Here is a 12,629-nt window from a genome sequence, read left to right as displayed (position 1 = left end):
CTCATTTGAATTGGAACGTCAGGACCGCGTATGGCGGGATCAGGCGATTCAGTTCGTTCTGCAACACGGCCGGGCCGTATGCACCGAACGGCGTGGCCGCTGCCGCTGGCGCCGTGACCGTCAGCCGATACATCTGCTCTACGGTGCCCAGCTGTTGCCCGCACTTGCTTTGACCGCAGCGAAACGGCGCGCCGCCCCGGATCTCGACCGCGTAGCCAAGCAGGCCGGAGAACCTGGTCAGCGTCGGGATCGTCAGGCCACCCGGCCCAACCAGCCGCGCCACCACCAGCGTCTGCCGCGCCAGGATGCTCGGCGCCGGTCCGATGACGGGCGACGGCAGACCGAGCGTCGCCTCCCATTCCGGCAGCAGCTCGTTCGCGGTCTGCGGAAAGGCATCCTGCAGCAGATAGTTCGATCGAGCGTTCTGGGCTGCATAGGATGCCGACAAGCCAGCCAGTACCTTGGTCTGCACAGCGCCAGGGTCGCGCGGCCAAACACGGCCACGCGGCATGAGCGCCTGCAGCGCGCCGAGGTAATCGGCGGCGGAATACAGCGGAGCGGCCATCTATGCCCCCATATAGGTGATTTGGCCCAGCACCGGGATGTAGCCAGGAGGGCAAACTACGTCCGACGAAGGCGTAACGGTGAAGAAGTTGCCCGCGACGGCGCCAGCAATTGCCGACCACACGGAGCCGAACGGCAAGGTGCCACCGGGTGCGCCTTGCGCCTTGAGCAGCCCGTCCACCGCCGCAGTCGCCGCTGCGCGCACCGATTCCGGCAAGCCCGCGATCTGCAGGTCGACCTGGTGCGGCATCGGCGCAGCCACGTACACCAGGCCAACGGCGGCCTGGACGCCAAACAGGTAGTTGGCCACGGCCAGCTGGTCGCCTGCCGCAGCAACGCCACGCGCCTCCAGGGCCGCGACACCATCGGCGCCGATCGGGAAGCCGCCCGTGCTGCTGCGGACCTCATCGAGCATGACGAACAGCACCACCGTGCCGGCGCCGAAGCCGTTGGGCTTGCACCAGGCGCGCGTAACGCCCGGCGCTTGCTTAGCCCATGCTTCATAGTCACCCTTGGCCCCGCCCTGCGGCGGCTCCTGGAAGGCGATCAGCATGCGGCTGCGCAAGTTGTCGTTCGACTCCAGATCGGCACCGCCCTTCAGCTCAGCATCGACCACGCCGTTCGATTGCACGCCGGCGATCGATTGGGCCAGCGTCATAGTGGCGCCCTTGGCGGTATTGCCAAAGGCGCCAGTCAGCCCGGATGGATCGGGCACAGCGGCAACCGGGATCACCGCTGTGCCGTCTACGCCGACCACAGCGGCGGCCGTCGTAACGAACGGCACGCCATCGCTGCGGACCACGCCGGCACCGAGGGGAACCGGCGTGCCGGCTGCCCCGGAAAACTTCACCTGTCCCGCTGCTGCCCGGGCCGGCTGGCGCAAGACGCTTTTCAGCGCAGCCCAGCCCTCCAGGAATTCGTCCGTGCAGGTGAAAGGCACGGCCTGCTTGGCGATCCAGTCCAAATAGCCATAGTGCAGGTTGGCCAGCCCCGCCTGCGCTCGGCCGGTAGCACCCAGGCTGGAGAAGCGCAGCAGCGCATCGGCGCCACCAACCTCGGCCGCAATGTCGGCGGCCACCAGCGCCTGCAGCGCTGTCAAAGTAGGTCGTGTAAACGGCATTAATTCGTCCTATTCCAGATCCATGAAAACTGCATCGCCACCTTGCTGCCGTCCGGCCGAAACGCCACCACTCGCGCAGCAAGCACGCCCCCGTTCTGCCATTCGACGTCGATGCCGAACGACCCGACCACACTGTCATCGATCAGCCATTGCAGCGCCTCGCCGATGTAGTCGCGTGCCCGGTTCAGTGTCTCCGGGGTCTTCTTCTCGCGCTCCAGCAGCCAAAGCCGCGAACCGATCGGCACGGCCTGCCCGAGATCGCCCCACCAGCCGCGAGGATCGCCTGTCCCGTCTGGGATCTCGTCATCCTCCCCGGCCGTCCTGTCCGTGAACAAGCTAATCAGCACGGCGCTTTCCAGCTCGCCCCCGGAGAGCAGCGTGGGACCGTCCATCGCCCAGTCACCCGTACCAGTTGCACGGTTCCAGATAATCATCGTGTCGCTCATTGCCCCTGCCCCGGTTTCTTGCTTGTGACGGAATCGGTGCCAGCCTTGACTCCCTCGACCGGGTGCGAGTGGCCGTTGTAGACCTCTCGCATACCGGCCATGCTCTTCACGCCGTGGTCGGAGATATCACCCTGTGCGACGATGTTGCCGTCCACGTCCAGGTTGCCATCGATCTGCACGTCCCCGGTGAATATGGCTTTCGGTGTGTCCACCGTGACCTCGGGCGTGTTCTCGATCCGCATCGGCAAGCCGCCGCCGTTGACCACAATGCCGTCCTGACTTAGCAGGACAGACTGCCCGAGGTTGTCGGAGATCGACACCTCTCCTGGCCTCAAGCTGCGCATGCGAAAGCGCTGGTTGCCGGTCGCCACGATGACGCCGTTGCTTCGGTTTCCGCCGACGAACAGCACGATTGCGTCCGTGTCCGGCGGCGGCATGGAGTTGAAGCCGTACTCGGCCAGGCGTGGCACGTTGTCCACGGTGTCCATCCGCCCGAGGCGCACTTGCTGCAGCTGGACAGCGCCGTCGTCGGACCCGGTTTGTGTGCGGCCACGCCCGACGATCAGCAGAATGCGGCGGTACATGCGCTCGATGGCGCCACTAACGTCGCTCATTGACCACCTCCAATCGGGATATCCGCCGGCCCCTGCTGCAGCAGGATCGGCTGCGGCCGGAAGGCATCCGGGTGCATGATCACCAGGTCGGCGCCCGTCCCGCGCATATCGCGCCGGAACGTCACCTCACTAATCAGCCAGGTCTTGCCGGTAGCCTTCAGCGTGGGCAGCTCAAGGTCCACCAACTTGTTAGGCCAATACAGCAGGCCAGCACTATCACGCCAGCCATCCGTAGACAGGCGCAGCTGGGCCGATCGACCGAAGCGACGATTGGCCTCCCAGACCGCGCGCTGCTCGGCAACCTGCGAGCCTGCGTCCCCCCCTTCGGCGACAATGATCCGGCGCCGGTGACGCTTCACGTTCGGGTTCACGACCTTGGCCACGACGTTGCCACCGTCGCCCAGATCCTGCAGCACGTCCATCGCCATCCGGACGACCAGGTATTCCGAGAATTGCTGGTCCGCCGTGTAGGCGATCGCCGCGCGCTCGACATTCACGCCCTCCTTGAAGCCGCTTGCGGTCTTGTCCGTTCCGACACGGGACAACACCAGATTGCCATCCGGCCCCTCGTAGGCCAGCAGGGCAGCAAAACGGCACACACGCTCGATGACTTCGAACGCCGTCTCGCCACTGTTCAGGATCAGTTGCGGAATTGGCTGGCCGGGGTCCGTGGCGCAGGACGCCGACAGACCGTAGGGCTCGCACAGCTTCTGCGCGATCGACAGCGCCGAGGCGGAACTGATCTGTCCACCCGGCCACTCGGCGGCGCAATCGACCAGGTCGGCACACCGGCCGCGTCCGGACACCTGAATACTGTGCTCTTCCGGGCCGATGGCCGGGTCGAATCGGTCGATATAGCCCTTAATGACTGGATCAGGCCCCAGATACACCTCGCACGGATCACCAGGGAACACTGCGAAGTCGGCGGCGCCGGGATAGCGCTCCGTCAACGTCAGGTCGAAATCGTTGGGACAGCGCTCCATGCCCGCCGTCACGCGGATCGTGTCCCAGCCGGACAAGCGCTGCCCTCTCACGACCAGCGTAAGATCATCATTCATTGCGTTCCTTGAAAAGCTATCGCGCCAGGGCGCTGAAATTGCGAGGCATAAACGCAGGGTGAACAGGATCTGCTGCCGTGATTAGCTCGTCCGACCGCCCCGCATCGCGGTAGATGCGCTGCGCGATCGCCGGCGCCGGCAACGGTCCCGCCAGCTGCACGGTGACGATGGCGGCCAGGCTTTCGGAGCGCGCGGCCATGTCCTGCACCATCGCACTGCGAAGGGTGCGCAGCGTGTTGAACGATTCGTCCTCTCCACGGTCGCCCGCGACGACAATCTCTTCGTCCAGATCCGCCAGCACCAGAGCCTGCACGCTTTGCGCATCCTCGCGCGAGGACGGTTGATACTGCGCGGCCAGCTGCACCTGGGCGATGGCACACGCGCGGCGCAACAGCGACGACGTGCTGACCTCTATCAGCTGCAGCGCCTGCACCGCCGTGGGAGCCGCCGCCGGGTACGGCTGCGGGACGATCCCGGCAGTGGGCGCAGGCACCGTCGCCGCCCTGCGTAGTTGAGCCAACAGCCGCAGGCCATCGGCCGGCGTGGGTGCCACCGCTGCCATCGCCGCAGGCAGCGCGTGCACCGCCTGAGCGAACGACGTCATGCTGGCAGTGGCCACGGGCTCAGAGACAGCCAGCCCTGCTGCGCGCTGCAGCGCGACGCCGGATTGCGCTACGGCCGTCGATGCCACGGCCACCTTGGTGCGCGCTACAGCACCCTGTGCAAGCATCGCTTGCACAGGCGTGGCTGCACCGCTGGAGCGCACCGTGCCATGCCCGAACAGCCGCCCGAAGTCGCCGCGCAGGGATTGCACGTAGTGGTGCAGGTTGGTTGCATCGTTCACCAGCCCCTGAGCTTTCGCCGCCCATCCCTGGACGAGCGAAGTGGCTTTCAGCGCCGTGGCGACGCCCGACTTGATGGATTCGGCAGCACCTTGCAGGAAGCTCTTGGTGGACGCCGATTTCGCAGCGTCCGCAGCCGCCCCGACCGCGTCCTTGGTGGACAGGTCGGACGACGGGAATTTTCGCTCGCCCTGCTCGATGAAGGAGAACCCGATCTCGAACATGCGCCCGCGATCCCAGCGCTCCGTGCACGTCACTTCCTCGGCCAGGCTGACCTTGATGCGCCCCAGCGTCGGGTGCACCAACTCCCCGCCCTCGATGGCAGCAGCCTCTTCGCACGCCTTCAGCAGCTTTTCGCGCTGGGCAATGCAGTCAGCCCCCACCAGGAAGCCCGAGAAGCTGTAGCGCCGTGCTGAGCGCCCCAGATCCTCGACCCACACGGTATCCCGATACGGATACTGGTGAATCGAAATCTTGCGCCCGAATCGCATTTGCGACTCCAGCACGCCGAAGCCCACGCCCCGGAAAGACGCCGGCCGCAGCTGGTCGATCCAATACGCGGCCTTCTGGCCCGAGCCCACGCCCAGATCGGAGAACACGCGGTTGGTTGCGTTGGACAGGCCCGAAACGCTGTTGCCCAGCGTTCGGGTCCCGCCCGATAGGTTGGAAAGGCTCATGGTGTCAATCCTGTTGGCATGGTGTAAGCCACTCGCACCGGCATGTTCTCGCCGCCGCGCGTGCGCGCCGTGGCGGACGTGCCGGCTGGAAGGCCGTGCAGCGTGAGCGCCACTTCCATCTTTTGGGCGCCGCCCTGGCCACCCTGACCGCCACTCAACTGCGCGGCCACAACACGGTTGATCATTTCCTCGGTGACGCCGCTGCTGTTACCCTCATGGCGCACGATGCCCGAAATCAGCGGCGCCACCACTTTCGGATCGTCCAGGTTCAGCGCCTGGTTCGGCGCATACCCTGTACGGCGCGACAGATCGGAGATGTATGCCGTCGTGTTGTTTTCACTCGGCGGCGCCCATTTGCCGATAATCCCGGAGATCGTGTTCAGCCCATGCACCTTCTGCTGCGCCACCAGGTTGCGCACCGCAGCGTTCAGCCCCGCCTCCATCGTCGGGAATACCGCATAACCACCCGCGTCCCTAGGCGTATTGCCCCAGCTGCGCAGATTGCCGGGATTATTGTTGCGCACCCCAAGCGGCTGTGCAGACGTCTGCACAGCCCCCGCCGCCGCTGCAGTTGGTACAGACACCGCCTGAGACCGGGGCACGGCAGCCGCAGCAGCCGGAGCCGCAGTAGCCACCGACGCCTGCGCCCAGCCGTCGATCCCCAACGTGCGCTGCAACGACTTCGGCAGCAGCGACGCCACTGACTTGATGCCACGCACCAGGCCAGCGACGACGCGCTTGCCGGCATCGTACAGGTCGAAGTCGAACAGCCACTTGGACAGGCCGTTCATGGCGTCGCCGATGATCTTCACCGGACTGAACTCCCACAGCGCTTTGACCACCCCGCCGATCCAATCCTCCTCGAACACGTTACGCACGGCCTGGATCTTCTTGCTGAAATAGGCGCCGATAGCATCCCAGTTCTTGTAGATCGCGTACACGCCGAAGGCAATGGCCGCGATGCCTGCAATGAGCCAGCCAATAGGCGTGGCAGCGATTGCCGCGCCGGTAGCCAGGAACGCCGCCGACAAACCGCTCAGCACCGTGCTGAGGACCGGCACGCCCGCCGTGGCCACCGCAAGACTCTCCATGTACAGCCCCATCTTCAGCGTTGCCTTGAGGATGGCCGGAACCAGCGTTGCATCCGCCGCCGCAGCCAGCAGCGCGAACGACCGGATAGCCAGCGGAACCGCGCTCGCACCCAGCGACCCCATCGCCAGACCGAGATTGATCACGCTGGCGATCAGGCTGCCGTTCATCACCACCACCAGGCCGATGGCGGCATTCTTCCAGCCGCCCACCGACTCCACCGCATCATCCACGGCGGTAACGAAGCCGTGCACATCGTCGCTGATGCGCTGGAAGTCCAGCTCGTTCAGACGCTGTACCAGACCGCCGACGAAGTCCCCGACCTTGGTAGCGATCAGCTCGCGGTTGGCCGCGATCCAGACCGTGAAGCGCTCGATCAGCGGTTGCAGGACTGGCAGCAGCTGCGCGCCGATGCTGTTCTTCACGCCCTGAGTGGCCACCGACAGATAGTTCAGGGAAAGCTCGAAGTCTTCGGCGGCGTGCAGGGCGCTTCCGCCCATGACGCCACCCAGCTCAGCGACCTTACGCTCGTATGCCGCGATTGCGACTGGCCCTTGCCGTAGCAGCGGCAGGACCGATTCAAGCCCGAAGGTGCGGGCAATAACCCCTTGCACCTGGACATTCTTGATTCCTACGATCGAAGCCGATAGGTCGCGCATGGCGCGTGCGGCGTCGATCGAGCCGTCCCTGGTGTGATGGATGCCCACACCAAGGCGGTTAAGCACCACCAGGGCCTGCTGGTTGCGCCCGAACAGCGCGTCCTCCAGCGTATCGCCCAGGCTCTTCAGCCCGCCCGAAAGCTCCTGCGAACCGACGCCGGCCGCAGCCGCCGCCCCGCGCAGGGATTGCAGCTCGGTGGCGGAGATATCGAGCGATCGCGCGGTACGGTCAACTTCCGCGCCAAGCCGGCCCCATTCCAGCGTCAGGGCTACGATGCCGGCGAGGATGCTGCCACCCACCAGGATTCCCAGCGGACCAGCGATCCCCCCGAGCTTGCCCGTCACATCGACAGCAGCCCGGCCAACGCCCATCAGGCGCTGGCCGAACTTGTCGATGCCCGCTTCGCGCACCAGGTTGCGCACCGACTTGCCGACCTCAACCACAGGCCGCGTCAGGCGCGACATCGACGCATTGACGCGCCGGACAACGCCGGTAGCGCGGTCAACCGCCGAGATCGTGATTTGAAACTTATTTGCCATTGGCAGCCCTCTCCTGATTGGTCATGCGGATGGCCTGGTCGTTCCACCAACGCATCTGCGTCCAGGTGAGCGCCCAGATTTCATCGGGCGACCACCTGTAGAAGCGCGTCAGTTCTGCCGCTACATCGCGCCAGTTTTCGGGCCAACCACGTTGCAGCTGCCCAAAAAATTGCACGCCTCCTCGAAGTCGCGGCGGCACAGGCGGCCCACCACAGCACGCGGCACCTTGGCCACCAGCGAGATCAGCACGATGGCCGCACGCGTGTCGTTCGGCTCGCGTGCAGCCTGCTCCTTCTGCCCGCCGGTCGGCTCCGCCATCGCCAGCGTCTCGTAGGTCGTCGCCGCGTCAGCCTTGCCCAGTGATACCGGCTTGCGGAGGCTGATTTCCAGCTGGTCCACGAAGTCGTCACCGTCGCCCGTCTCTTGAGGCGGGACGGTAAAGCCATTGAAGAAGGCGTCCGCCTCGGCCAGGTCGCGGCTGCACATGGCCTTGGCCACGCCCGCTGGTACTTGCGCGGTGCTGGCGATCAGCGACATCAAGGCGCCGACGCCCGACACAGCGCGGGATGCAGCTTCCAGTTCATCTGCGATAGGCTCGCGCAGCGTGACGGCCGAGTAGTCCTTGCCGGCGAAGGACACCGGCTTGCGCAGGGTCAGCACCAGCGTATCGGCCACCGAGGCGGCCTGTTCGTTTTGTTGATTGACTTGCATATCACACCTCCTCGACGCTAAAGCCGTTCCACTTCACTTCGAAGGTGGCTTCGGTCGTTTCTACAGTTTGGTCATCGACGGTCCACATGTTGCGGCCAACAACGGTCTTACCGTTGGCCAGCTCCAGGGTGACGGTCACGTTGGTCATGGCGTTGAAGTCCGCCACGGTCAGGCCGCCGGCATCGCGCAACTTTGCCGTGATTTCGCCAGCGACGGGCTTCTCGGAGTAGCCGTGGACACGGTCTTGGCCGGTCAGCGTCTCGCGGGCAACCTTGGATACCTTGTAGCCGAGGTCGCCGGCGAGCATGTAAGTCTTGCCGTCCACGTTCAGGTACGCGATACCGGCGAGGCGATTGGTAGTGTCTGCCATTGAAGTTGCTCCTTATTGCAGGCGGAACTGGGCCAGCAGCGCGAAGATGCGCAGCTGGTTGATCAGGGTGCCGGGCCACAGAATGTCCACGCGGTTCGGGTTCTGCGTGTTCTTCTGCACAATCAGGCCGTCTTTGAACGCATCACCGTTTTGCACCAGGCCGGCGTCCTCCAAGGTGCGGTAGGCGGCGATCAGGTCGGCGCGGATCATGTTCGGCGTGACGACGTTGGCACCAGGGCCGAAGCGCGTGCCGTTGGCGGCCAGCTTCACGCGCGCATACTTCGACGTGATTACGCCTTTCAGCGAGCGCAGTACCAGCGCCAGGGTGAACAGCGTCTCGATCTGCAGATAGCTGTTGTCCGGGGCGCCGGCCGCATTCTTCTGGTACGTCGTAATCAGGTTCTCGATCGCCACGGCGCCATCGTCGGCGACGGTGAAGGTCGAGATACCGTCGAACAGCAGCGTGTTGCGGTCGGTCAGCTGGAAGCGCGAAGCCAGCGGCGGCGCCAGCACGCCGGCCACGCGCACGGTCTGCAGCGGCATTGCCGGGTCCACGCGCACGCTCGAAGCCGCCGCGCCAGCAACCGCAGCGGCCCACTGCCAGCTCGGCGTCGGGCTGTCATTGAAACCCATCACAGAGACGTGCTGGTCGTTGCGGCCGACGCCGAAGGTCGTCAGCGAGCCTACGGTGCCACGCTGCGCGGCGAAGGCGTGGCCGTACAGCTGCGAAGCCCACGACCAGCGGCCGTTTACATCGTTCAGCAGCGCGCCGACGGCGTTCAGGCTTGCCGCGTCGGTGTACGGGCAGACGATAAAGTCAAACATGGTGTCGCCCAGGTTGGCCAACGCCGCCGCCAGTGCCGGCACGCCAGTGCCATTTGCCATCGGAACGATCGTCACGGCCAAGCCGGTCGGCGTGGCCTCGCTACCGCGCGTGCCCAGGTAGTTCAGGCGCACGTCGATGTCGTTGCCCACCGTACCCTTGTTCAGCGCGGTCAGGGTAACAACGCCTGCAGCAGCAGCGGCGGACACCGGCAGGTTTGGCGTAGCGGTAATCGCCGCGACCAGCGCGGTGGCCAGCTGYGCGACGGTCTGCGTCGGCAGCACGGCCATCTGCACCAGCGCGCCTGCCACGTACAGCGACAGCGTGCCTGCGACCGTGGCGGCGGCAGTGAACGTCACCGTGCCAGTTGCAGCCGTGGCGCCGCCGGCATCCTGCACCGGCAGGCACCATACTTCGCCGAACGTGTCGTTCTGGCGATATGCCTGCACCGCCAGGTGCAGCATCGAACCCGCACCGCCCAAGGCAGCAGCATCGGCCGGGCTCTGGCAGATGACAGGCACGTTCGGCTGGGCAACGCCAGCAGCGAGCATCTGGCCGATGACCAGGGCGCGCTGATTGAACTCGCCGCTGTTGGCCAGCGAGTTGTCAACCTCGGCGTAGAACAGCGGCACGCGCACGTTGGCCGGCAGCTGCTTGAATGGAATTTTGCTCATCAGTCAGTGCTCCCCTTTGCGGATTGTTTGACGGGTGCAGCGGCCGGTTCGACCAGGACGACGTCCTTGTCGCGCAAGCGGCGCATCCAGTAGTCGGTTTCCGGCACTTCGCGGCCAGTCTCCGGGATCAGGTCCAGCAGGTCCGGGTCACGAATGACCAGGCCGTTGGCAGGCTTTACGAGCATGTGCTCTCCTATGAATTGAGGGTTATTTCGAGGCCACCTTCATCGCGGCCGTCTGGGCCGCTCGTGCGGGGCGCGGCAGGTACGGCGCCAGCGAACTGGGATTCGTACACGCCGTTGGCGTCGAATGGCGCAGCCAGGTCGACGTGCAGCGCCACACCTTCCAGCGGCGGTGCGACCGGCTGCAGCGCGTCCGGCGCGTCGTAGATCGGATCAAAGGCTTCGAACGCCTCGCAGCGCAGCTGCATCCGCGTTCCGCCCACGTGGTTACGGCCTTCGGAGTTGATCTCGCTTTCCGCTTCCATGCCGAAGCGCTGCACCAGCCGGATCAGCTCCGTATTGGTGAACAGCGCTTGCTCGACTTTGGCGTCCAACTCGTCCAGCTCGTCCTGCGCCGTGGCCGCCGAATTGGCGGACACGCGCGTTTCCAGCTCAACCAGCACCACCGTGGTGAAGTTCGTCGGGCCGGTCGCTTGTGGCTCCTTGGTGGCTTTCGTGACGCGCACCAGGATCGCCGGCACGCGTTCAGGCTGTGTCACCCAGTCACCAGGCGACGACAGGCTCTTCGCCGGGACGACGCCCGCGCCTTGCAGCGCAGCGATGACGGCCTGGCGGATCTGGCGCCGGGCGAGAATCGGATTAGTCATCGCTGACCTCCGCCTCGTTCAGGGACAGCGTTAAGCCGCCCTTGCCGTCGTCGTTGATGTCCTTGACTTCGAAGAGGTCGCCCGTTCGGGTGATCCGCAGCAGGTCACCCTGCAGCGGATACGCCTTCATTTCAGCGACGCGCACGCCGACGATCGGGTTCGAGGAATTAAAGCCCGTGCCGCCCCCCAGATGCAGGTCGCGGTTACCTTCGTCATACACGCCGGTGATGGGATAAGCCTCGCCCTCCGCCGGCATGTAAATGACTTCCTCGCCGAAGACGCCGACAGTCGGCGCCAGGACCATCTTGTCCCAGTCGATCATTCGGACTTGACGCCCGGCCCCTCGACGGCTTCTGGCTCATCTTTCGGATCGACCACGAAGCCCTTTTCAAACAGATCCTTCGCATCTTCCAGCGACAGCTCGATCACGCTGTCGGGGCCGTACAGCTTGCCCTCCACGTCGACAGATTTGCGCTTTGCCACCTTAACGGTGACGATCTCGTTTTTGTCGTTCTTTGCCATTTAGATCACCTGTGCGGACATGCACGCGTTGGCGCGTGCGGGAATTACGATCGGGGAGGATTGGAGCAGCAGCAGGCGCTGCGCGGGGTCTTTCTCAACCCAGGTCTTCGGCGCATACGGCAGCGCCTGGTAGTTGTGCTCCGGGTCGAGGACCTGGCCGAAGGCACGAGTGCCTTGCAGCTCGCCGCCGGTCATGATCAGCGCACCGTCCGGGATCATCGGCTGTTCGACGTTGTTATCGTCCACGTACCAGTCGTTGTAGACCCACAGGTCATACTGGCCCCAGCGACCTTGGTACTGCGCACCGGGCTTGATCATTGCCGCCGGGTTGATAGCATTGCCCGAATCGCTCAGCTTCGGATACACGATCGCGCCCTGCAGGGCCGGGTCCAGCTTGAAGCCGTTCCACGCGCTGGTGGAGAACACGATATCGGTTGGCGCCGCCCCCGACTTCTTCAGCATCTGCTGGGCCCATGCAGACACGTCGTTGGTAGGCGATGCCGTACCGGCATCGATGTTCGCCTTGATCCAACGGCCGGTGCCGGACTTGGCCACGGTCAGCGAGGCGTCGCGGCCGAAGTCAACGACCACAGTTGGGAAGCCTTCGCCGGTGATCGTTACGGTGCCATTGATCAGCGCGGACGCGGCCATCCATTCCAGACGGCGGTCCAGCATGTCCAACTGGTCGGTCAGCTCCAGCTCCAGATTTGCGGCCTCGCGCTCAGCACCCGTCAGGGAGCCGCCGATCTGTTCGCCGATCGCGCGGCGCACTGGCTTACGCAAGTCGGGTGCGCGCTTGTCCTTGATGTAGGCAGGCTTGAACATATTGGTCTGGGTGCGGCGGCTTTCCACCAGCTTGCCACCGACCAGCGGCGAGACGAAGGGCGACATGCGGCGCTTGCCGACGTCCACGTCGATCGAGACGTACTCGCTATCGCTCATCTCGACATTCGGGAAGAAGCGGTCCAGCAGGAACTTCTGCGGACGCTTCAGGTTGGGCACCACCGCAATCAGCGTATTGGTGTCGAAAACAAAGTTGGTATTCAACGACATTGCGATTCCTTCACGGAAGTAGGAAAAAAAAATCCCGC

The 12,629-nt window shown here is 64.9% G+C and carries 15 protein-coding genes; all 15 read right to left on the bottom strand.

The genetic code is table 11. The annotated features are described in order from the left end of the window. Position 1: 1 nt before the first annotated feature. Positions 2-565: a YmfQ family protein gene (locus AB4Z19_RS15855; protein ID WP_442025281.1), complete on the bottom strand. Its 564-nt coding sequence runs from the start codon at positions 563-565 to the stop codon at positions 2-4. Continuing rightward, positions 566-1,684 carry a baseplate J/gp47 family protein gene (locus AB4Z19_RS15850; protein WP_442025282.1) on the bottom strand — a complete coding sequence of 373 codons (1,119 nt, stop codon included), beginning with the start codon at positions 1,682-1,684 and terminating at the stop codon, positions 566-568. Next, positions 1,684-2,130 carry a phage GP46 family protein gene (locus AB4Z19_RS15845; RefSeq protein WP_442025283.1) on the bottom strand — a complete coding sequence of 149 codons (447 nt, stop codon included), beginning with the start codon at positions 2,128-2,130 and terminating at the stop codon, positions 1,684-1,686. The genes AB4Z19_RS15850 and AB4Z19_RS15845 overlap by 1 nt, the downstream gene beginning before the upstream one ends. Next, positions 2,127-2,744: a phage baseplate assembly protein V gene (locus AB4Z19_RS15840; RefSeq protein WP_442035585.1), complete on the bottom strand. Its 618-nt coding sequence runs from the start codon at positions 2,742-2,744 to the stop codon at positions 2,127-2,129. Before AB4Z19_RS15840 ends, AB4Z19_RS15845 begins: the two co-directional genes overlap by 4 nt. After that, entirely contained in the window at positions 2,741-3,802 is a 1,062-nt protein-coding gene (locus AB4Z19_RS15835) for a phage baseplate assembly protein (protein ID WP_442025772.1), read from the bottom strand. Before AB4Z19_RS15835 ends, AB4Z19_RS15840 begins: the two co-directional genes overlap by 4 nt. 16 nt (positions 3,803-3,818) lie before the next feature. Beyond that, entirely contained in the window at positions 3,819-5,321 is a 1,503-nt protein-coding gene (locus AB4Z19_RS15830) for a DNA circularization protein (protein WP_442025771.1), read from the bottom strand. After that, positions 5,318-7,609: a hypothetical protein gene (locus tag AB4Z19_RS15825; protein ID WP_442035584.1), complete on the bottom strand. Its 2,292-nt coding sequence runs from the start codon at positions 7,607-7,609 to the stop codon at positions 5,318-5,320. The genes AB4Z19_RS15830 and AB4Z19_RS15825 overlap by 4 nt, the downstream gene beginning before the upstream one ends. 120 nt (positions 7,610-7,729) lie before the next feature. After that, the gene (locus tag AB4Z19_RS15820; protein WP_442025769.1) at positions 7,730-8,320 is read right to left on the bottom strand and encodes a phage tail assembly protein; all 591 of its coding nucleotides are present in this window, start codon (positions 8,318-8,320) and stop codon (positions 7,730-7,732) included. Position 8,321: 1 nt separating this feature from the next. Continuing rightward, entirely contained in the window at positions 8,322-8,690 is a 369-nt protein-coding gene (locus AB4Z19_RS15815; RefSeq protein WP_090189591.1) for a phage tail tube protein, read from the bottom strand. Between the two features lie 12 nt (positions 8,691-8,702). Next, positions 8,703-10,187, bottom strand: a complete 1,485-nt coding sequence (locus AB4Z19_RS15810; RefSeq protein ID WP_442025768.1) for a phage tail sheath subtilisin-like domain-containing protein — start codon at positions 10,185-10,187, stop codon at positions 8,703-8,705. Beyond that, a complete protein-coding gene (locus tag AB4Z19_RS15805) occupies positions 10,187-10,372 on the bottom strand; it encodes a DUF2635 domain-containing protein (RefSeq protein ID WP_090189587.1) in 186 nt (61 codons plus the stop codon). Before AB4Z19_RS15805 ends, AB4Z19_RS15810 begins: the two co-directional genes overlap by 1 nt. A gap of 8 nt (positions 10,373-10,380) precedes the next feature. Then, entirely contained in the window at positions 10,381-11,016 is a 636-nt protein-coding gene (locus AB4Z19_RS15800) for a hypothetical protein (RefSeq protein ID WP_442025767.1), read from the bottom strand. Continuing rightward, positions 11,009-11,338 carry a head-tail joining protein gene (locus tag AB4Z19_RS15795; RefSeq protein WP_442025766.1) on the bottom strand — a complete coding sequence of 110 codons (330 nt, stop codon included), beginning with the start codon at positions 11,336-11,338 and terminating at the stop codon, positions 11,009-11,011. The genes AB4Z19_RS15800 and AB4Z19_RS15795 overlap by 8 nt, the downstream gene beginning before the upstream one ends. Then, complete coding sequence (locus tag AB4Z19_RS15790) at positions 11,335-11,538, bottom strand: hypothetical protein (RefSeq protein WP_090189581.1); 204 nt, start codon at positions 11,536-11,538, stop codon at positions 11,335-11,337. The genes AB4Z19_RS15795 and AB4Z19_RS15790 overlap by 4 nt, the downstream gene beginning before the upstream one ends. Continuing rightward, positions 11,539-12,591 (bottom strand): major capsid protein, encoded by a 1,053-nt coding sequence (locus tag AB4Z19_RS15785; protein ID WP_090189579.1) that lies wholly within the window; start codon positions 12,589-12,591, stop codon positions 11,539-11,541. It lies immediately after the preceding gene. Positions 12,592-12,629 lie beyond the last annotated feature (38 nt).

It is taken from the genome of Pseudoduganella sp. RAF19 (assembly GCF_052114165.1).
In the GTDB taxonomy this organism is placed as follows: Bacteria; Pseudomonadota; Gammaproteobacteria; order Burkholderiales; family Burkholderiaceae_D; genus Rugamonas.
Note: the sequence above shows the minus strand (reverse complement) of the source record. Positions and strands in the feature narration are given on the sequence as shown.

Coding starts and splice junctions, on each gene's coding strand:
- AB4Z19_RS15855 (WP_442025281.1), bottom strand. CDS start 565: ATGGCCGCTCCGCTGTATTCCGCCGCCGATTACCTCGGCGCGCTGCAG.
- AB4Z19_RS15850 (WP_442025282.1), bottom strand. CDS start 1,684: ATGCCGTTTACACGACCTACTTTGACAGCGCTGCAGGCGCTGGTGGCC.
- AB4Z19_RS15845 (WP_442025283.1), bottom strand. CDS start 2,130: ATGAGCGACACGATGATTATCTGGAACCGTGCAACTGGTACGGGTGAC.
- AB4Z19_RS15840 (WP_442035585.1), bottom strand. CDS start 2,744: ATGAGCGACGTTAGTGGCGCCATCGAGCGCATGTACCGCCGCATTCTG.
- AB4Z19_RS15835 (WP_442025772.1), bottom strand. CDS start 3,802: ATGAATGATGATCTTACGCTGGTCGTGAGAGGGCAGCGCTTGTCCGGC.
- AB4Z19_RS15830 (WP_442025771.1), bottom strand. CDS start 5,321: ATGAGCCTTTCCAACCTATCGGGCGGGACCCGAACGCTGGGCAACAGC.
- AB4Z19_RS15825 (WP_442035584.1), bottom strand. CDS start 7,609: ATGGCAAATAAGTTTCAAATCACGATCTCGGCGGTTGACCGCGCTACC.
- AB4Z19_RS15820 (WP_442025769.1), bottom strand. CDS start 8,320: ATGCAAGTCAATCAACAAAACGAACAGGCCGCCTCGGTGGCCGATACG.
- AB4Z19_RS15815 (WP_090189591.1), bottom strand. CDS start 8,690: ATGGCAGACACTACCAATCGCCTCGCCGGTATCGCGTACCTGAACGTG.
- AB4Z19_RS15805 (WP_090189587.1), bottom strand. CDS start 10,372: ATGCTCGTAAAGCCTGCCAACGGCCTGGTCATTCGTGACCCGGACCTG.
- AB4Z19_RS15800 (WP_442025767.1), bottom strand. CDS start 11,016: ATGACTAATCCGATTCTCGCCCGGCGCCAGATCCGCCAGGCCGTCATC.
- AB4Z19_RS15795 (WP_442025766.1), bottom strand. CDS start 11,338: ATGATCGACTGGGACAAGATGGTCCTGGCGCCGACTGTCGGCGTCTTC.
- AB4Z19_RS15790 (WP_090189581.1), bottom strand. CDS start 11,538: ATGGCAAAGAACGACAAAAACGAGATCGTCACCGTTAAGGTGGCAAAG.
- AB4Z19_RS15785 (WP_090189579.1), bottom strand. CDS start 12,591: ATGTCGTTGAATACCAACTTTGTTTTCGACACCAATACGCTGATTGCG.